Origin of the sequence: Pseudomonas iridis (assembly GCF_017980685.1) — a bacterium.
GTDB classification, from domain to species: Bacteria; Pseudomonadota; Gammaproteobacteria; order Pseudomonadales; family Pseudomonadaceae; genus Aquipseudomonas; species Aquipseudomonas iridis.
In genome coordinates this window covers 272,070-289,723 of record NZ_JACXXO010000006.1, presented here as the reverse complement: position 1 = coordinate 289,723, position 17,654 = coordinate 272,070, and the positions used below count along the sequence as shown (strand labels likewise).

The window sequence follows — 17,654 nt, the reverse complement described above, 5'->3', positions numbered from 1 at the left end:
GAAACAGCACGATCAGAGGAAAGAGCCGTGAATTAAAGACAAGAAGGGTCTGTTTTTCGGCCGACTTGGATTTTTTGAACCTCAAGCAGCGAGGGCCTCAAAAATCGGTGGGTACTTCAGACCTTCCCTAGCAAGCATCTGATTAAACAACAAGACGAAGTGTTCTTTGTTTGTTGTAGGAGGTTTCCCTATATTCAGTCAGAGAATCCCCGATGCCCTGTTTATATGCGCATACCCGTACAAAACCCCTGAAAAGCCTGATTTAGAGCGATCGTCCCAATTTCCGCCGATCGCCGTAAACCGGGGCTGACGAGAATGGCGGGTTTTGAAAAATTTGGATGTAGGATGATTCCGAAAGACCTTGGTGTTGTTTCAACAATTCACAGCGAGACAACCAACAATCGTGAAAGTGCCATCACCGTGATGGCTTTTTATATATAGGGGTATTGATTTAAGTGTGACGAAGATCGATAGCCAGCAAACGCAATCAGCTACGCGGCGTTTATTATTGCTGTGCCATTACAAACAGGCAGGCATAAAAAATGGGCACCCGACCGCAATCGGTGTGCCCATTTTTTATTGCGGTTCTCCCGTTATTCAGGGAGTTCGCCGCAATTAAGGATTAACGCTGTCTTTCAACGACTTGCCTGGCTTGAATGCAACAGTGTTGCTGGCCTTGATTTTCACCGGCTCACCGGTCTGCGGGTTTTTGCCGGTACGGGCGCCGCGGTGGCGTTGCAGGAAGGTGCCGAAGCCCACCAGCGTGACGCTGTCCTTGCGGTGCAGAGCGCCGGTGATTTCTTCGAGAACGGCGTTGAGCACGCGGTTGGCCTGTTCTTTGGTCAGATCTGCTTTTTCAGCGATTGCAGCGGCGAGTTCTGGTTTACGCATTAGTGAAGCCCCTTTGACGGTTTTTTGTTGTTATGTCCGTGCTGTTCTCGTTGGAACAGCGCCCAAGGCGCCGCAGGCTCTACGCTGCGGCAGACGGGAGTGAGAATGGCACGCGGATACGGGCGGCGCCAGTCTCCCCGCGACCTTTGTAGGGGCAAAAGCTGGGTGATTCCGACAGAACGACCGGTATTTACGCCAGCAGGGCCGGAAGCTGTTTGTTCAGGGCGAGTTTTTCCATCACCGCCGCACCGGTCAGGGCATAACCCAGCAACTGACCGTCGACGCCGTGGCACAGGGCCTTGATGTCGGCGCCCTGCCCCTCGACGGTCCAAACCCCTTCGCTGCCCCGTGGCGGCGGCGATACCACCAATGGGCAGACCGGAGTTTTAACGGTGATCGGCATCGGGCCGTAGTTCACCGCCGTCGGGTTGCCTGCGAGGGTTTGTGCCAGCGCGCGCGCACAACTCATGAGGGGCATCACGTACAAAAGATTCAGCCCGTCGACCTCGGCGCAGTCGCCCAAGGCATAGATATTGGCGTGGGATGTTTTCAGTTGTCGATCAACCACGACACCGCGATTGACCTGCACGCCGGCCGCCGCCGCCAGATCGATGCGAGGGCGCAGGCCGATGGCCGAAACCACCACGTCGCAGGGAATGACCTGACCGTCAGACAAATGCGCCTCCAGGCCATCGGCGACCTTGTGCAGACGGGCCAGCACCGGGCCGAGGTGGAATTTTGCGCCAAGGCTTTCCAGCCCGGACTGCACCGCGGCCGCGGCCGCTGGATGCAGCAGCATCGGCATGACTTGCTCGCACGGCGCAACCAGTTGCACCTCGTAGCCACCGAGGATCAGATCGTTAGCGAATTCACAGCCGATCAGCCCGGCACCGAGCACCAGTACCCGACGCTTGCCAGCCGCTGCCGCGCGGAAACGTGCGTAGTCTTCGAGATCATTGATCGGGAACACCCGATCAGCACCGTCGCCTTCGATCGGCACGCGTACGGTTTCTGCACCCCAGGCGAGGATCAGGTCGCGATATGCCACGGCTTCTTCGCCGATCCACAGGCGCTTGTGGCCCGCGTCGATGCCGCTGATGCGCGTGTGCGTACGCACCTCGGCCTTCAACTGTTCGGCCATCGTGCCCGGCTCGGCCATGCTCAGGCCATCGGCGTCCTTGTTCTTGCCGAAACCGGTGGAGAGCATCGGCTTGGAGTAGGAGCGACCGTCATCGGCGGTAATCAGCAGCAGCGGTGTTTCGCTGTCGAGCTTGCGAAACTCGCGGGCCAGGTTATAGCCCGCAAGCCCGGTGCCGATGATGACGACTGGTGCGCTCATGCCTTGCTTCCTCAGTTTTTCTTAGTTGATTTCGATCATTTCGAAGTCCATCTTGCCAACGCCGCAGTCTGGGCACAGCCAGTCTTCCGGCACGTCCTGCCACAGGGTGCCCGGCGCGATGCCGTCATCCGGCCAGCCGTCGGCTTCGTTATAGATCAGGCCACAGACCACACATTGCCACTTCTTCATTCAGGTACTTCCTCAGGATTCAGGCTTTTGCCGGCGCGAATGGTCGATGGGTGTTGCGCTGCCATCCGGCTCAGGGCGTTTTGTACTGATGGAGCCGGGCAGATGCAAGCCTGTTCGGCGCAACGGCGACCCGGATCAATCAATGTCGATGCTCGCCATGGTAAGCTCGCCGCCTCATTTGCGGCCAATAATGACTCATTGTGCAACAGACAAATTCCTCCCCGGCCCCGCTCTGGCTGCCCCAAAGCCGACTGACGCCCCTCCCCGACTCTTCGACCCTCGACTGGCTGTTCGACGAAGGCTCCCTCACCCGCCGCCTGACCCGTCTGTCCAACGATGGCTTCAGCGTGACGCCGTTGTTCGAAGGCTGGGACACCTTGCGCGGCGATGAATGCGCCGCGCTGGATCTGGCAGAAGGCAGCGAAGGCTGGGTGCGCGAGGTGTATTTGCGCGGCCATGGCCAAGCGTGGGTGTTCGCCCGCAGCGTGGCATCGCGCAATGCATTGCAGGGCGATGGTTTGCACATGGATGAGTTGGGCAGCCGCTCGCTGGGCGAACTGCTGTTTTGCGATCAGGCCTTCCAGCGCCGCGCCATCGAAGTCTGTCACTACCCGGAACAATGGCTGCCGCCAGCCGCCCGGGCGCCCGAGCTGTGGGGTCGTCGTTCGCGTTTCGACCGTGGCGCGTTGAGCGTGCTGGTTGCGGAAATCTTCTTGCCGAGCCTGTGGGATGCCGCACGCGCCCATCCGGAGAACTGCTGATGTACCAGAGCCTGCTCAAGTCCCTGAACCGTTTGAACCCGCGTGCCTGGGATTTCATTCAGTTGACCCGCATGGACAAACCGATCGGCATTTATCTGCTGCTGTGGCCGACTTTGTGGGCGTTGTGGATTGCCGGCAAGGGTTCGCCGTCGCTGGCCAATGTGGTGATTTTCGTTCTCGGTGTGGTGCTGACCCGCGCCGGTGGCTGCGTGATCAACGACTGGGCCGATCGCAAGGTCGACGGCCATGTCAAACGCACCGCGCAACGGCCTCTGGCAGCCGGCAGGATCAGCTCAAAAGAGGCGCTGGTGTTCTTTGCGCTGCTGATGGGGGTGAGTTTCCTGCTGGTGCTGTGCACCAATGCCCCGACAATCTGGTTGTCGCTGGGCGGTCTGGCGCTGGCCTTCACCTATCCGTTCATGAAGCGCTACACCTATTACCCGCAAGTGGTACTGGGCGCGGCGTTTTCCTGGGGGATGCCGATGGCCTTCACCGCAGAGACCGGCGAGTTGCCAGCGGCGGCGTGGCTGCTGTGGATCGCCAATCTGTTGTGGACGGTGGCTTACGACACCTATTACGCGATGACCGATCGCGATGACGACCTCAAGATCGGCGTGAAATCCACGGCGATTCTGTTTGGCGAGGCGGATCGGGTGATCATCCTGACCTTGCAGGCGCTGTCGCTGGGATGCCTGTTACTGGCCGGGTCGAAATTTGAGCTGGGGATCTGGTTTCAACTCGGTCTGCTGGTGGCCGCCGGCTGCTATGCGTGGGAGTTCTGGTACACCCGCAGCAAGGACCGGATGCGCTGCTTCCAGGCGTTTTTGCACAACCACTGGGCCGGGCTGGCGATTTTTGTCGGGATCGTGCTGGATTACGCGTTGCGTTGAGCCACAGACCCAGTAGGAGTGAGCCAGCTCGATAGCGGTGGATCAGTTCACAAATTTGCTGACTGACACAGCGCTTTCGCGAGCAGGCTCGCTCCCACAGGGAATCGCGGTTATTTCTGCGATTCGCGAACGACGTGCCAGACGCTTTTCATCTTGTCGCCTGTCATGTCTCCAGGCTTCTCGTCCTTCACGAAGGTGTACAGCGGTTTGCCATCGTAGGCGTACTGCATCATGCCGTCATCGCGCTTGATGACACTCCATTTGCCGTCAGCCTTGGCGTCCGCCGGCGCCATCAATGGTGGCCAGTTCTTGGCGCAGTCGTCGTTGCACATCGACTTGCCGCCAGCGTCCTTGTCGAACGTGTAAAGCGTCATGCCTTTGTGGTCGACCATCATGCCGTCTTTCATCATGGCCGGATCGGCAGCCATCGCCAGTCCAGGCAGAGTCAGGGCGGCAGCCATCAGCAAAGCCTTGAAGGAAACAGTCATTTGAGTCATGGAAACCTTCTCTTGTGGTTGTCAGGAATCGGACTGAAAGCTTAGTTGAGGATCTGCACATTCGCCCCCGAGCTGAAATACTGTCACACGACTGCAATAATTCCGTTATCTAATGCGGCGCAAGACAGTTAAATGACAAGAGGATTAAGGCATGGTTGGCAGGAGCATTCTGATCGTCGACGACGAAGCGCCCATTCGCGAAATGATCGCCGTGGCGTTGGAAATGGCCGGCTATGACTGCCTCGAGGCAGAGAACTCGCAGCAGGCCCACGCCATCATCGTCGACCGCAAGCCGGACCTGATCCTGCTCGACTGGATGCTGCCCGGCACCTCCGGCATCGAATTGGCCCGACGTTTGAAGCGTGACGAGCTGACCGGGGACATCCCGATCATCATGCTCACCGCCAAGGGCGAAGAGGACAACAAGATCCAGGGTCTTGAAGTCGGCGCCGATGACTACATCACCAAACCGTTTTCCCCACGCGAGCTGGTTGCCCGCCTCAAGGCCGTGCTGCGCCGCGCCGGCCCGACCGATGGCGAAGCGCCAATCGAAGTCGGCGGCCTGTTGCTCGACCCGATCAGCCACCGCGTGACCATCGACGGCAAACCGGCCGAGATGGGCCCGACCGAATACCGTCTGTTGCAATTCTTCATGACCCACCAGGAACGCGCCTACACTCGCGGCCAGTTACTGGATCAGGTCTGGGGCGGCAACGTCTATGTGGAAGAGCGCACGGTCGACGTGCACATCCGACGCCTGCGCAAGGCCCTCGGCGACGCCTACGAAAATCTGGTACAAACCGTGCGTGGCACCGGCTACCGGTTTTCCACAAAAGCATAAAAACAGCTGCAAGCTTCTAGCTACAAGCGGCAAGAAACAGCGAGCCGCTCTGACTTGTAGCTTGCAGCTTGAAACTTGAAGCTGCGGCTAAGGACGCCCCCGTGAATCAAAACTGGCATGGCACCCTGATTCGCCACATGCTGCTGCTGGTCACCGCCTGTCTGGTGATAGGCCTGATCACCGGCTATTACGGCTGGAGCCTCGCGGCGGGCCTGGGCATTTACCTGGCCTGGACACTCAAGCAATTGCTGCGCCTGCACGAGTGGTTGCGCCTGCACCAACCCGATGAAGCACCGCCCGACGGCTATGGTCTGTGGGGCGAAGTGTTCGACAGCATTTATCACCTGCAACGCCGCGACCAACGAGTGCGCGGGCGCCTGCAAGCGGTGATCGACCGGGTTCAGGAGTCCACCGCCGCGCTGAAAGACGCGGTCATCATGCTCGACAGCGACGGCAACCTCGAATGGTGGAACCGCGCCGCCGAAACCCTGCTCGGGCTCAAAACCCCACAGGACAGTGGCCAACCGGTGACCAACCTGGTGCGCCATCCGCGCTTCAAGGAATACTTCGAGCAGGACGCTTACGCAGAGCCGCTGGAAATCCCCTCGCCGACCAATGATCGCGTGCGCATTCAGCTGTACCTCACACGCTACGGCAACAATGAACACTTGATGCTGGTGCGCGACGTCACGCGCATTCATCAGCTGGAACAGATGCGCAAAGACTTCATCGCTAACGTCTCCCACGAATTGCGCACGCCGCTGACGGTGATCTGCGGCTATCTGGAAACCCTGCTCGACAACGTCGAAGAAGTGAACCCGCGCTGGAGCCGCGCCCTGCAGCAGATGCAACAACAGGGCGGGCGCATGCAGACGCTGCTCAACGACTTGTTGCTGCTGGCGAAGCTGGAAGCCACCGATTACCCGTCCGACAACCAACCGATACAGATCGACACGCTGTTGCAATCGATTACGAGCGACGCGCAGCAGTTATCCGGCTCGAAAAACCAGCGCATCACTCTGGAAGCCGACAGCAGCCTGTCGCTCAAAGGCAGCGAGGCGGAACTGCGCAGCGCGTTTTCCAATCTGGTGTTCAACGCGGTGAAGTACACCCCGGCCGAGGGCAATATCCGCATTCGCTGGTGGGGCGACGATCAAGGCGCACACCTGAGCGTGCAGGATTCGGGGATCGGCATCGACAGCAAACACCTGCCGCGACTGACCGAACGCTTCTACCGTGTCGACTCCAGCCGCAACTCCAACACTGGTGGCACCGGGCTCGGTCTGGCCATCGTCAAACACGTGTTGTTGCGCCACCGTGCGCGCATGGAGATCAGCAGCGTGCCAGGCCACGGCAGCACGTTCACCTGCCATTTCGCCCCGGCTCAGGTCGCTTACGCACGGGCGATCAGCGCCGCCGAGTGATACCGGCCGGCACGCGCCACTAGGCAATCGCCAAGTCAGCCGCTACATTGGCTGACTTGTGCCTGCCTTTCAGGCGCGGCTTTTATCTCTTTTGAATCACACGGAACCCGCAAAACTCCATCATGGACCCTTCCCCTGGCTTGTCCCTCGCATCAATATTCGCCGATTTCGGCATGATCCTTTTTGCTCTGATCCTGGTTTTGCTCAACGGCTTTTTCGTTGCGGCAGAATTCGCCATGGTCAAACTGCGCTCGACCCGGGTCGAGGCCATCGCTGACAAGAACGGCTGGCGCGGGCACATCCTGCGCACCGTACACAGCCAGCTCGATGCGTACCTCTCGGCGTGTCAGCTCGGTATCACCCTCGCCTCGCTTGGTCTGGGCTGGGTCGGTGAGCCCGCGTTTGCGCATATTCTCGAACCGCTGCTGAGCGCGGTCGGCGTGCAATCGCCGGAGATCATCAAAGGCGTGTCGTTCTTCACCGCGTTTTTCATCATTTCCTATCTGCACATCGTGATCGGTGAGCTGGCGCCCAAATCCTGGGCGATCCGCAAACCCGAACTGCTGTCGCTGTGGACGGCGGTGCCGCTGTACCTGTTCTACTGGGCGATGTACCCGGCGATCTACCTGCTCAACGCCAGCGCCAACGCGATTCTGCGTATCGCCGGCCAAGGTGAACCCGGCCCGCACCATGAACACCATTACAGCCGCGAAGAACTGAAACTAATCCTGCACTCCAGCCGTGGCCAGGACCCGAGCGATCAGGGCATGCGTGTATTGGCCTCGGCAGTGGAGATGGGCGAACTGGAAGTGGTCGACTGGGCCAACTCCCGCGAAGACCTGATCACTCTGGAGTTCAACGCGCCGCTCAAGGAAATTCTGGCGATGTTCCGTCGCCACAAGTTCAGCCGTTATCCGGTGTACGACAGCGAGCGCCAGGAGTTCGTCGGCCTGCTGCACATCAAGGACCTGCTGCTGGAGCTGGCGGCGCTGGATCACATTCCCGAATCGTTCAACCTGGCTGAGCTGACCCGCCCGCTGGAGCGCGTGTCGCGGCACATGCCGCTGTCGCAGCTGCTGGAGCAGTTCCGCAAGGGTGGCTCGCACTTCGCCGTGGTCGAGGAGGCTGATGGCAACATCATCGGCTACCTGACCATGGAAGACGTGCTGGAAGTGCTGGTCGGCGATATTCAGGACGAACACCGCAAGGCTGAACGCGGCATTCTTGCCTATCAGCCGGGCAAGCTGCTGGTGCGCGGCGACACGCCGTTGTTCAAGGTTGAACGCCTGCTGGGAATCGACCTGGACCACATCGAAGCCGAAACCCTCGCCGGCCTGGTTTATGAAACCCTGAAACGGGTGCCGGAAGAGGAAGAAGTGCTGGAAGTCGAAGGCTTGCGGATCATCATCAAGAAGATGAAAGGGCCGAAGATTGTGCTGGCGAAGGTGTTGATGCTGGGTTGATCGACGGATCCTGCACCGCGCCGATCGCTTCGCGAGCAGGCTCACTCCCACCCCTGGAATGCATTTCAAATGTGGGAGCGAGCCTGATCTCGAAGGCGCCAGGTCTGATACCGCGTTACTGCTTGCCCAACGCAAAGTTGGGCATCGCCCCCAGCGGCTGGTTGAACTGATACGGAATCGACACCAGCCCCGCGCCGCTGTTGCGCTGCACCACAAAGTGCAGGTGCGGGCCACTGCTGTTGCCGGTGTTGCCCGACAGCGCCAACGGGCTGCCCACCGTCACCCGCTGCCCTTCGCGCACACTCACCGAACCTTGCTTGAGATGCAGGTACACTCCCATCGTGCCGTGGTCATGCAGCACCCGCACGAAATTGCCGGACGCATCATTGCCGCGCCCACTCTGCGAATTCTCGGTCTTTACCACCACGCCGGCCCGCGCCGCGATGATCGGCGTGCCGACCGGCATGGCGATGTCCATCGCATATTTGTTCTTCGGCCCATAGTGGCTGTATTGGCCGTTGGCACCCTGACTCAAGCGGAACGGTCCACCGCGCCACGGCAGCGGATAACGATAGCCCTGGGCCGCTCCTGAAGGATCGCCGAGGGAATAGTGAAACTGCGGCGAATACACCAGTGGCTGGCCGCCGGACACCGCTTTGAGCAACGCCAACCGCGTATTGCTGCGCGCCGGCAGCACCCGGCGAATGGTTTGAGTCGGCGCGCCACGCACGTTGCTCAACCCGGTAAACGCCAGCGCTATCTCAACCGGCGCATACAGGTCGTTGCGCACGAACACCACGTCGGCGCCTTTCTGTTTCTTGATGTCGAGGTAGACCTGGCGCTCGAGGCGCTCGACCATTCGGTCCTGAAACACGAACACCTTCGCACCTTTGCTCGGACGGTCGCTGTACGAGACCACGCCGTTGGCATCGGTGGATTTGTAGATTGTCATCGCCACAGCCAGGTTGGAGGCCATGGCCAAACCACAGAAAAACAGCAGTCGCGCGAGCATGGGCAAGAGTCTGTCGAAGTAAGGCCTGGGAAAGAGCCTAGCAGGTGAGACAGACCAGGGTAGTCGAGAGATGTTTCAAATTAGCCAGTCTGGAAAGTGGACGCCGTAAGGGATGGCCCCTTCGCGAGCAGGCTCGCTCCCACATTTGGAATGCATTCCAAAGCGGGAGCGAGCCTGCTCGCGAAGACTGACTGTCAGGCGAGAGAGATCACGCGCCAGGAACGAAGTGCTTTTGCGCCGTGCCGCGGGCGATCAGGCGGGAGATGTAGTCGAGTTTCTGCGCGTCCTGGTCGACGAAGCGGAACGTCAGTTGCAGCCATTCGCTGTCAGGTTTCTGCTCAAACGCAACGATGGCGTGCAGATAGCCATTGAGGCGAGCGATTTCGGCGTTGTCACCCTGCTCCAGGTCGAGCACAGCGCTGTCGAGGATCTGCGGCAGGGTGTCGGTGCGTTTCACTACCAGCAGCGCTTCCTTGATGCTCAGGGCCTTGATCACGCATTGCTGCGTGCCGCTCGGCAGGCGCAATTGGCCTTGACCGCGACCGCTGGCAGGCGAGGACGCAGCCGCAGGTGCCTTGACCGGCGGACTGTTGAGCAGGCCACGCGACGCGGCCGCCGCAGGTGCAGGCGCTGCGGCGACAGGTTTGGCAAACGGATTTACCGCCGCCGCAGCCGGGGCGCCGCTACCAATGACCGCTGCCTTGCCGCCGGTCAGGGCACTCAGGGAGTCGTTGCCGAATGCCGAGTTCATCTTGGTCGGTGCGCTGTTCATCAGGGTGTCGAGCTTGCCGACCTTGTTCAGTGCCTGCTTGACCTTGGTCAGCAGTTGTTCGTTGGTGAACGGCTTGCTGACATAGCCGGAAACGCCGGCCTGAATCGCCTGCACGACGTTTTCCTTGTCGCCACGGCTGGTGACCATGACAAACGGCATGGTCTTGAGATTGTCCTGCTCGCGGCACCAGGTCAGCAGTTCCAGACCCGACATTTCCGGCATTTCCCAGTCGCACAGGACCAGGTCGAAGGCTTCACGGGCCAGCATGGCCTGGGCCTTTTTGCCGTTGATGGCGTCCTCGGTGCGGATCCCCGGGAAATAATTACGCAGGCACTTTTTCACCAGGTCACGAATGAACGAAGCATCGTCCACAACCAACACACTGATCTTGCTCATCCAACACCCCTATTAAAATCCCGGCAAGCATAACGCTGGCTGATGGCACATTGCCAAAACTCTTCAGTCACGCCGGGACTTTTCGTTCGCGGGTGCTGCTTTTTAATTCGATTGATTCAAAAGCACCAGAAACAAAAACGCCCGGCCAAAGGGCCGGGCGCTTTTCTCAGGCAATCTTACTTATCGTCAGCAACGCCCGGAACATTAGCGGTTTCGCCGCTTGTGCCCTGAACTTCTTCCTTCATGCGCTTGAGGCCCATGTGGCGCACGTCGGTACCGCGCACCAGATAGATCACCAACTCGGAGATATTGCGCGCGTGGTCGCCGATGCGCTCCAGCGAACGCAGCACCCAGATGATGCTCAAGACGCGCGAGATAGAGCGCGGGTCTTCCATCATGTAGGTCGCCAGTTCACGCAGGGCGGTCTTGTACTCGCGGTCGATGATTTTGTCGTATTGCGCCACCGACAAGGCCAGATCGGCGTCGAAACGGGCAAACGCGTCCAACGCATCGCGGACCATGTTGCGCACCTGGTCGCCGATGTGGCGAACCTCGACGTAACCGCGCGGGGCTTCGCCTTCTTCGCACAACTGGATGGCGCGGCGGGCGATCTTGGTGGCTTCGTCGCCGATGCGTTCCAGGTCAATCACTGACTTGGAGATGCTGATGATCAGACGCAGGTCCGACGCCGCCGGCTGACGACGGGCCAGAATGCGCAGGCATTCTTCGTCGATGTTGCGTTCCATCTGGTTGATCTGGTCGTCAATCTCGCGCACCTGCTGAGCCAGGCCGGAGTCGGCCTCGATCAATGCCGTGACCGCGTCGTTGACCTGCTTCTCGACCAGCCCGCCCATGGCCAGGAGGTGGCTGCGCACTTCCTCAAGCTCGGCGTTGAACTGCGCGGAAATGTGATGGGTAAGGCCTTCTTTAGAAATCATTGTTCGCTCCGCGAAAGTTGCAAGCTTCAAGCTGCAAGCTTCAAGCAGTTATGTATAAGTCCTGATATCGCACCGCATCTTTCTTGCCGCTTGAAGCTTGCGGCTTGCAGCTGTACGACTAGCCGTAGCGCCCCGTGATGTAGTCTTCGGTCTGCTTCTTGGCCGGATTGGTGAACAGCGTATCGGTATCGCCAAATTCCACCAGTTTGCCCATGTACATGAACGCCGTGTAGTCGGACACCCGCGCGGCTTGCTGCATGTTGTGGGTCACGATGACGATGGTGAACTTGGACTTCAGTTCGTAGATCAACTCTTCGACTTTCAGCGTCGAGATCGGGTCGAGTGCGGAGCACGGTTCGTCGAGCAGCAGGACTTCCGGTTCAACCGCGATGGTGCGAGCGATCACCAGACGTTGCTGCTGACCACCGGACAGGCCGAGTGCCGACTCGTGCAGACGATCTTTTACTTCGTCCCACAGCGCCGCGCCTTTGAGGGCCCACTCAACGGCTTCGTCGAGGATGCGCTTCTTGTTGATGCCCTGGATGCGCAGACCGTAAACCACGTTTTCGTAGATGGTTTTCGGGAACGGGTTCGGCTTCTGGAACACCATGCCGACGCGACGACGCAGTTCGGCCACATCTTCGCCCTTGCGATAGATGTTGTTGCCGCACAGGTTGATCGCGCCTTCGACACGGCAACCGTCAACCAGGTCGTTCATGCGGTTGAAGGTCCGTAGCAGCGTGGATTTGCCGCAGCCGGACGGGCCGATGAACGCGGTCACGCGCTGTTTCGGAATATTCATACTGACGTCGAACAGCGCTTGCTTCTCGCCGTAGTACAGGCTCAGGCCCGGCACTTCGATGGCAACGGTTTCCTGCTCGAGGTTCAGGCTCTGCTTGTCGCGGCCCAGGGCAGACATGTTGATGCCGTGGGTATGCGTTTCGTGCTGCATGGGTCTCACTCCGTTCGTAGCTGCAAGCTTCTGGCTGCAAGCTGCAAGTTTGAGCAAAAGCGGCTTGTAGCTTGCCGCTTGTGGCTAATGGCTTTAGCTATCCAGTGCTTTGTATTTTTCACGCAGGTGGTTACGGATATACACCGCCGACAGGTTCAACGTCGCGATCACCAACACCAGCAACAGCGCCGTGGCGTATACCAGCGGGCGTGCCGCTTCGACGTTCGGGCTCTGGAAGCCGACGTCATAAATATGGAAGCCCAGGTGCATGATCTTCTGGTCCAGGTGCAGGTACGGATAGTTGCCATCCACCGGCAGCGAAGGCGCCAGTTTCACCACACCCACCAGCATCAGCGGCGCCACTTCACCGGCGGCACGGGCCACCGCGAGGATCATGCCGGTCATCATCGCCGGACTGGCCATCGGGATGACAATCTTCCACAAGGTTTCAGCCTTGGTGGCACCGAGGGCCAACGAGCCTTCACGCACGGTGCGAGGAATCCGCGCCAGGCCTTCTTCAGTGGCCACGATCACCACTGGCACCGCCAGCAGCGCCAGCGTCAGCGAAGCCCAGAGCAGACCCGGCGTACCGAAGGTCGGTGCCGGCAACGCTTCCGGGAAGAACAAGCGGTCAACCGAACCACCCAACACGTAAACAAAGAAGCCCAGACCGAACACGCCGTAAACGATGGCCGGAACGCCCGCCAGGTTGTTCACCGCGATCCGGATGATCCGCGTCAGGGTGTTCTGCTTGGCGTATTCACGCAGGTACACCGCCGCCAGCACGCCGAACGGAGTCACGATCATCGCCATGATCAGCGTCATCATCACGGTGCCGAAAATCGCCGGGAAGATCCCGCCCTCGGTGTTCGCTTCACGCGGGTCGTCCGACAGGAACTCCCAGATCTTGCTGAAGTAGAAACCGACCTTGGTCAGAGTGCTCATCGCGTTCGGCTGGTAGGCGTGAACCACTTTGCCCAGATCGATTTGAATCTCTTTGCCGTTGGCATCGCGAGCGGTCAATGCGTCGCGGTTGAACTGCGCATGCAGGTCAGCCAGACGCGCTTCGATGTCTTGATAGCGGGCATTGAGTTCGGCACGCTCGGATTCCATGTCGGCTTGCGCGGCGGCGTCGAACTTGCCTTCGAGCTCCAGTTTGCGACTGTGCAGACGGATGCGCTCCAGCCCTGCGTTGATCGCGCCGATGTCGGATTTTTCCAGCGATTTCAGTTGCGCGGCCAGACCATTGACGCGGTCGATCCGCGCTTGCAGTTCAGGCCAGGCCGCTTCACCTTCGGCGATGACCTTGCCGTCCTGTTTGACGTTGACCAGGTAGCCGTAGAAATTGCCCCACTCGCGCCGCTCGACTGCCATCAACTCTGGCGGCGTGGTCTGGTTAGTCAGCCACTCGCCGACGATCCAGGTGAAGTCGTTGCCGTTCAGGTCACGGTTGCCGACTTTGATCAGCTCGCGCGTCATGAATTCCGGGCCAGCGTCCGGCACCGGCAAACCGGCGCTCTTCAGACGGGCGCGGGGCACTTCTTCTTTCTGCACCACTTCGCCGACCACAAGGTGCTGGGCCTGGCCCGGCACGTCGTAGCTGGCGTGGATCAGATCCGCCGGCCAGAAGTGACCCAGACCGCGCACGGCAATCACCGCCAGCAGGCCAATGGTCATGATGACCGCGATGGACACCGCGCCACCGCTGATCCAGACGCCTGGGGCGCCGCTCTTGAACCATCCTTTCAGGGAGTTCTGTTTCACAGACTTCTACCTTTGCTTAAAGCGACGAGTATTTCTTGCGCAGACGCTGACGAATCAGTTCTGCCAGGGTGTTCATGACGAAGGTGAACAACAGCAGCACCAGCGCCGAGAGGAACAGCACGCGGTAGTGGCTGCCGCCGACTTCCGACTCGGGCATTTCCACCGCAACGTTGGCAGCCAGGGTGCGCAGGCCTTCGAACAGGTTCATTTCCATGACCGGGGTGTTACCGGTGGCCATCAGCACGATCATCGTTTCACCGACCGCACGGCCCATGCCGATCATCAGTGCCGAGAAGATGCCCGGGCTGGCGGTGAGGATCACCACGCGGGTCATGGTCTGCCACGGCGTGGCACCGAGGGCCAGCGAGCCGAGGGTCAGACCACGGGGCACGCTGAACACGGCGTCTTCGGCGATCGAGTAGATGTTCGGGATCACCGCAAAACCCATGGCCAGGCCAACTACCAGAGCGTTGCGCTGGTCGTAGGTGATGCCCAGATCGTGGGAGATCCACATGCGCATGTCGCCGCCGAAGAACCAGTTCTCCATGAACGGGCTCATGTACAGCGACAGCCAGCCCACAAACAGGATCACCGGAATCAGCAACGCACTTTCCCAGCCATCCGGAACTCTCAGGCGGATCGACTCAGGCAGACGGCTGAAGGTGAAACCGGCGACCAGAATGCCGATCGGCAGCAACATCAGCAGGCTGAAGATGCCCGGCAAATGTCCTTCCACATAAGGCGCGAGGAACAGACCGGCGAAGAAACCGAGGATCACCGTCGGCATCGCTTCCATCAGCTCGATGACCGGTTTGACCTTGCGGCGCATGCCCGGCGCCATGAAGTACGCGGTGTAGATCGCAGCGGCAACAGCCAGCGGCGCAGCCAGCAGCATCGCGTAGAACGCGGCTTTCAGGGTGCCGAAGGTCAGTGGCGACAGGCTCAGTTTCGGTTCGAAATCGGTGTTGGCCGCAGTCGATTGCCAGACGTATTTTGGCTCGTCGTAGTTCTCGTACCAGACCTTGCTCCACAGCGCGCTCCAGGACACTTCCGGGTGCGGGTTGTCGAGCAGCAGCGGTTGCAGCTTGCCGCCGGCTTCGACGATGACGCGGTTGGCGCGTGGCGACAGACCGAACAGGCCCTGGCCTTCAACAACCTGATCGACCAGCAAGGTACGGTGCGCGGTGCTGTGGAACACGCCGAGCTTGCCGTCGGCATCCAGCGCCAGGAAGCCTTTGCGGCGCTCTTCGGCGGTGATCTCAATGATTGGCGCCTTGCCCATCTGGAACGTACGAATCTGCTTCAGGCGCTGCTCGCCATCGGGGTCGCGGGCCATGAACCATTGGGCCAGACCACCTTTGGAGTCACCGATGATCAGCGAGATACCGCCAACCAGTTGCGTGGTCGCGGTGACTTCAGCGTCAGCGTTTTCGAGCAATTTGTAACGACCGTTGAGGCTCTTGTCGCGCAGGCTGAACACGTCAGCCTGGGCACGACCGTTGACCACATACAGCCATTGCTGGCGCGGGTCGACGAAGATGTTTTTCACCGGCTCGGTCATCTGCGGCAGATCAATACGCTTCTGCTCGTTGGTGACTTCGCCAGTCATCATGTTTTCTTCGCTGGTCAGCGACAACACATTGAGTTGCGAACCGGTCGAGCCCACCAGCATCAGGGTCGAATCAGTGGCATTGAGGCTGACGTGCTCCAGCGCACCGCCGCTTTCGTTCAACGTGATCGGCGTGTTGCCGTACGGATACTCGATAGCCGGGCTGATGGTTTTCTTGCTGTCGGGGTAGCTGACTTTGTAGGTGTGACGGAACACCAGTGCCTGACCGTTGGACAAGCCTACGGCCACCAGTGGATGACCTGGCTGGTCTTTACCAATGGAGGTCACGGTTGCGCCTGCCGGCAACGGCAGATCGACGCGCCTCAGTTCAGCGCCACTGTCGATATCGAAGAACAGCGCCTGGCCCTTGTCGGAAACGCGCATGGCCACGTGATTCTGCTCTTCGAGCGAAATCATCAGCGGCTTTCCGGCGTCCTGCATCCAGGCCGGGGTGATGGCATCATTCACGGTCAGGTCGGCACCCTTGAACAGCGGCGCGACGACGTAGGCGAGGAAGAAAAAGATCAGGGTGATGGCTACCAGCACCGCCAGGCCGCCAACGAGGACGTACCAGCGGGTGAAGCGATCCTTGAGCGCGCGAATGCGGCGCTTGCGTTGCAGCTCAGGCGTATTGAAGTCAATGCGCTTGGGAGGATTTGTAGTCATGTTGGAATTGGCCAGATCATTCATGCGCTCACCCTAGCGATCCTGTATGACAGAAAGATGACAGTGCAGTGACGCAGCAAATCCACCGCCAACGGAGCTGGCAGAGGATCGAAAATTTGAGAGGTGTATAAAAGGCCGGTCTGCGGGCAGATCCGGCCTTTCACCTGAGTCCGAAGGGGTTCACCCCGGACTCAATTTGTTACTTCTTGGCGACAGCGCCGCCTTCTTGCAGACCCAGGTCAGCCAGTGCTTTTGCAGCAACCTTGGCCGGCAGTGGGATGTAGCCGTCTTTCACAACCACTTCCTGACCCTGTTTGGACAGAATCAGTTTCACGAACTCGGCTTCCAGCGGGGCCAGAGGCTTGTTCGGGGCCTTGTTGACGTAAACGTAGAGGAAGCGCGACAGCGGATACTTGCCGTTCAGGGTGTTTTCTTCGGTGTCTTCGATGAAATCGGTGCTGCCTTTCTTGGCCAGAGCTACCGTTTTCACGCTAGCGGTTTTGTAGCCGATGCCCGAGTAACCAACGCCGTTCAGCGAGGAGCTGATCGACTGCACGACCGAAGCCGAACCTGGTTGCTCGTTGACGTTTGCCTTGTAGTCACCTTTGCACAGGGCTTCTTCTTTGAAGTAGCCATAGGTGCCCGATACCGAGTTACGACCGAACAGCTGAACCGGCTTGTTCGCCAGGTCGCCAGTCACACCCAGGTCACCCCAGGTTTTCACGTCGGTTTTAGCACCGCACAGGCGAGTGGACGAGAAGATCGCGTCGACCTGCTCCATGGTCAGACCCTTGATCGGGTTGTCCTTGTGTACGAATACAGCCAGGGCGTCCACGGCAACCGGGATAGCGGTTGGCTTGTAGCCATATTTGGTTTCGAAGGCTTGCAGCTCGTTGTCCTTCATCTTGCGGCTCATCGGGCCCAGGTTAGCGGTGCCTTCAGTCAGCGCAGGTGGCGCGGTCGAAGAACCGGCGGCCTGAATCTGGATGTTTACGTTCGGGTATTCTTTTTTGTAGTTCTCAGCCCACAGGGTCATGAGGTTGGCCAGGGTATCGGAGCCGACGCTGGACAGGTTGCCCGACACACCAGTGGTCTTGGTGTAGCTCGGGATAGCAGGGTCAACAGCGGCAACCGCGTTGGCAGTCGCAACGCCAGCAGCGACAAAAGTCATTGCCGCCATCAAACGCTTCAGTTTCATGCCTTACTCCTAGCAGATAGGGTGTGTTAAGTCGGGGCCAAGTATCAGCAGG

The 17,654-nt window shown here is 59.6% G+C and carries 16 protein-coding genes; 5 read left to right on the top strand and 11 right to left on the bottom strand.

The annotated features are described in order from the left end of the window. Positions 1-615: 615 nt before the first annotated feature. From IEQ42_RS13380 to IEQ42_RS13370, 3 genes are all read right to left on the bottom strand, one after another. Complete coding sequence (locus IEQ42_RS13380; protein WP_003213368.1) at positions 616-891, bottom strand: HU family DNA-binding protein; 276 nt, start codon at positions 889-891, stop codon at positions 616-618. Between the two features lie 190 nt (positions 892-1,081). Beyond that, positions 1,082-2,230 (bottom strand): NAD(P)/FAD-dependent oxidoreductase, encoded by a 1,149-nt coding sequence (locus IEQ42_RS13375; RefSeq protein WP_210703827.1) that lies wholly within the window; start codon positions 2,228-2,230, stop codon positions 1,082-1,084. Positions 2,231-2,251: 21 nt separating this feature from the next. Next, complete coding sequence (locus tag IEQ42_RS13370) at positions 2,252-2,419, bottom strand: rubredoxin (RefSeq protein WP_007954349.1); 168 nt, start codon at positions 2,417-2,419, stop codon at positions 2,252-2,254. Positions 2,420-2,619: 200 nt separating this feature from the next. On the opposite strand from IEQ42_RS13370, the gene IEQ42_RS13365 reads away from it, so the two are divergent. Both IEQ42_RS13365 and ubiA read left to right on the top strand, forming a co-directional pair. After that, on the top strand, positions 2,620-3,180 hold the full coding sequence (locus tag IEQ42_RS13365) for a chorismate--pyruvate lyase family protein (protein ID WP_210703826.1): 561 nt from the start codon (positions 2,620-2,622) through the stop codon (positions 3,178-3,180). Then, on the top strand, positions 3,180-4,070 hold the full coding sequence (gene ubiA / locus IEQ42_RS13360; RefSeq protein WP_210703825.1) for a 4-hydroxybenzoate octaprenyltransferase: 891 nt from the start codon (positions 3,180-3,182) through the stop codon (positions 4,068-4,070). The genes IEQ42_RS13365 and ubiA overlap by 1 nt, the downstream gene beginning before the upstream one ends. 110 nt (positions 4,071-4,180) lie before the next feature. On the opposite strand, the gene IEQ42_RS13355 is transcribed toward ubiA, so the two are convergent. Beyond that, positions 4,181-4,567, bottom strand: a complete 387-nt coding sequence (locus IEQ42_RS13355) for a COG4315 family predicted lipoprotein (RefSeq protein ID WP_210703824.1) — start codon at positions 4,565-4,567, stop codon at positions 4,181-4,183. Between the two features lie 151 nt (positions 4,568-4,718). Between IEQ42_RS13355 and phoB the strand changes: the two genes are divergently transcribed. The 3 genes from phoB (at position 4,719) to IEQ42_RS13340 (ending at position 8,295) form a co-directional block, all read left to right on the top strand. Next, on the top strand, positions 4,719-5,408 hold the full coding sequence (phoB, locus tag IEQ42_RS13350) for a phosphate regulon transcriptional regulator PhoB (RefSeq protein ID WP_007896474.1): 690 nt from the start codon (positions 4,719-4,721) through the stop codon (positions 5,406-5,408). Positions 5,409-5,545: 137 nt separating this feature from the next. Further along, the gene (phoR, locus tag IEQ42_RS13345; protein ID WP_215729332.1) at positions 5,546-6,832 is read left to right on the top strand and encodes a phosphate regulon sensor histidine kinase PhoR; all 1,287 of its coding nucleotides are present in this window, start codon (positions 5,546-5,548) and stop codon (positions 6,830-6,832) included. 122 nt (positions 6,833-6,954) lie between these two features. Next, positions 6,955-8,295 (top strand): hemolysin family protein, encoded by a 1,341-nt coding sequence (locus IEQ42_RS13340; RefSeq protein WP_042561813.1) that lies wholly within the window; start codon positions 6,955-6,957, stop codon positions 8,293-8,295. A gap of 115 nt (positions 8,296-8,410) precedes the next feature. On the opposite strand, the gene IEQ42_RS13335 is transcribed toward IEQ42_RS13340, so the two are convergent. From IEQ42_RS13335 to IEQ42_RS13305, 7 genes are all read right to left on the bottom strand, one after another. Then, the gene (locus tag IEQ42_RS13335; RefSeq protein WP_210703823.1) at positions 8,411-9,307 is read right to left on the bottom strand and encodes a peptidoglycan DD-metalloendopeptidase family protein; all 897 of its coding nucleotides are present in this window, start codon (positions 9,305-9,307) and stop codon (positions 8,411-8,413) included. A gap of 208 nt (positions 9,308-9,515) precedes the next feature. Then, positions 9,516-10,475 carry a response regulator gene (locus IEQ42_RS13330; RefSeq protein WP_210703822.1) on the bottom strand — a complete coding sequence of 320 codons (960 nt, stop codon included), beginning with the start codon at positions 10,473-10,475 and terminating at the stop codon, positions 9,516-9,518. A 176-nt stretch (positions 10,476-10,651) separates the two neighbouring features. Beyond that, positions 10,652-11,413, bottom strand: coding sequence for a phosphate signaling complex protein PhoU (phoU, locus tag IEQ42_RS13325; protein ID WP_042561816.1), 762 nt, complete (start codon positions 11,411-11,413; stop codon positions 10,652-10,654). Between the two features lie 118 nt (positions 11,414-11,531). Next, a complete protein-coding gene (gene pstB, locus IEQ42_RS13320; protein ID WP_210703821.1) occupies positions 11,532-12,365 on the bottom strand; it encodes a phosphate ABC transporter ATP-binding protein PstB in 834 nt (277 codons plus the stop codon). Positions 12,366-12,458: 93 nt separating this feature from the next. Beyond that, the gene (gene pstA / locus IEQ42_RS13315; protein ID WP_210703820.1) at positions 12,459-14,129 is read right to left on the bottom strand and encodes a phosphate ABC transporter permease PstA; all 1,671 of its coding nucleotides are present in this window, start codon (positions 14,127-14,129) and stop codon (positions 12,459-12,461) included. A gap of 16 nt (positions 14,130-14,145) precedes the next feature. Further along, positions 14,146-16,428 carry an ABC transporter permease subunit gene (locus IEQ42_RS13310; protein WP_210703819.1) on the bottom strand — a complete coding sequence of 761 codons (2,283 nt, stop codon included), beginning with the start codon at positions 16,426-16,428 and terminating at the stop codon, positions 14,146-14,148. Between the two features lie 175 nt (positions 16,429-16,603). Beyond that, the gene (locus IEQ42_RS13305) at positions 16,604-17,602 is read right to left on the bottom strand and encodes a phosphate ABC transporter substrate-binding protein PstS family protein (protein WP_210703818.1); all 999 of its coding nucleotides are present in this window, start codon (positions 17,600-17,602) and stop codon (positions 16,604-16,606) included. Positions 17,603-17,654: the final 52 nt, after the last annotated feature.

What these genes read in the sequence shown, in the direction of transcription:
- IEQ42_RS13380 (WP_003213368.1), bottom strand. Translation starts at nt 891, where the DNA reads ATGCGTAAACCAGAACTCGCCGCTGCAATCGCTGAAAAAGCAGATCTG.
- IEQ42_RS13375 (WP_210703827.1), bottom strand. Translation starts at nt 2,230, where the DNA reads ATGAGCGCACCAGTCGTCATCATCGGCACCGGGCTTGCGGGCTATAAC.
- IEQ42_RS13370 (WP_007954349.1), bottom strand. Translation starts at nt 2,419, where the DNA reads ATGAAGAAGTGGCAATGTGTGGTCTGTGGCCTGATCTATAACGAAGCC.
- ubiA (WP_210703825.1), top strand. Translation starts at nt 3,180, where the DNA reads ATGTACCAGAGCCTGCTCAAGTCCCTGAACCGTTTGAACCCGCGTGCC.
- IEQ42_RS13355 (WP_210703824.1), bottom strand. Translation starts at nt 4,567, where the DNA reads ATGACTCAAATGACTGTTTCCTTCAAGGCTTTGCTGATGGCTGCCGCC.
- phoB (WP_007896474.1), top strand. Translation starts at nt 4,719, where the DNA reads ATGGTTGGCAGGAGCATTCTGATCGTCGACGACGAAGCGCCCATTCGC.
- phoR (WP_215729332.1), top strand. Translation starts at nt 5,546, where the DNA reads ATGCTGCTGCTGGTCACCGCCTGTCTGGTGATAGGCCTGATCACCGGC.
- IEQ42_RS13340 (WP_042561813.1), top strand. Translation starts at nt 6,955, where the DNA reads ATGGACCCTTCCCCTGGCTTGTCCCTCGCATCAATATTCGCCGATTTC.
- IEQ42_RS13335 (WP_210703823.1), bottom strand. Translation starts at nt 9,307, where the DNA reads ATGCTCGCGCGACTGCTGTTTTTCTGTGGTTTGGCCATGGCCTCCAAC.
- IEQ42_RS13330 (WP_210703822.1), bottom strand. Translation starts at nt 10,475, where the DNA reads ATGAGCAAGATCAGTGTGTTGGTTGTGGACGATGCTTCGTTCATTCGT.
- phoU (WP_042561816.1), bottom strand. Translation starts at nt 11,413, where the DNA reads ATGATTTCTAAAGAAGGCCTTACCCATCACATTTCCGCGCAGTTCAAC.
- pstB (WP_210703821.1), bottom strand. Translation starts at nt 12,365, where the DNA reads ATGCAGCACGAAACGCATACCCACGGCATCAACATGTCTGCCCTGGGC.
- IEQ42_RS13310 (WP_210703819.1), bottom strand. Translation starts at nt 16,428, where the DNA reads ATGAATGATCTGGCCAATTCCAACATGACTACAAATCCTCCCAAGCGC.
- IEQ42_RS13305 (WP_210703818.1), bottom strand. Translation starts at nt 17,602, where the DNA reads ATGAAACTGAAGCGTTTGATGGCGGCAATGACTTTTGTCGCTGCTGGC.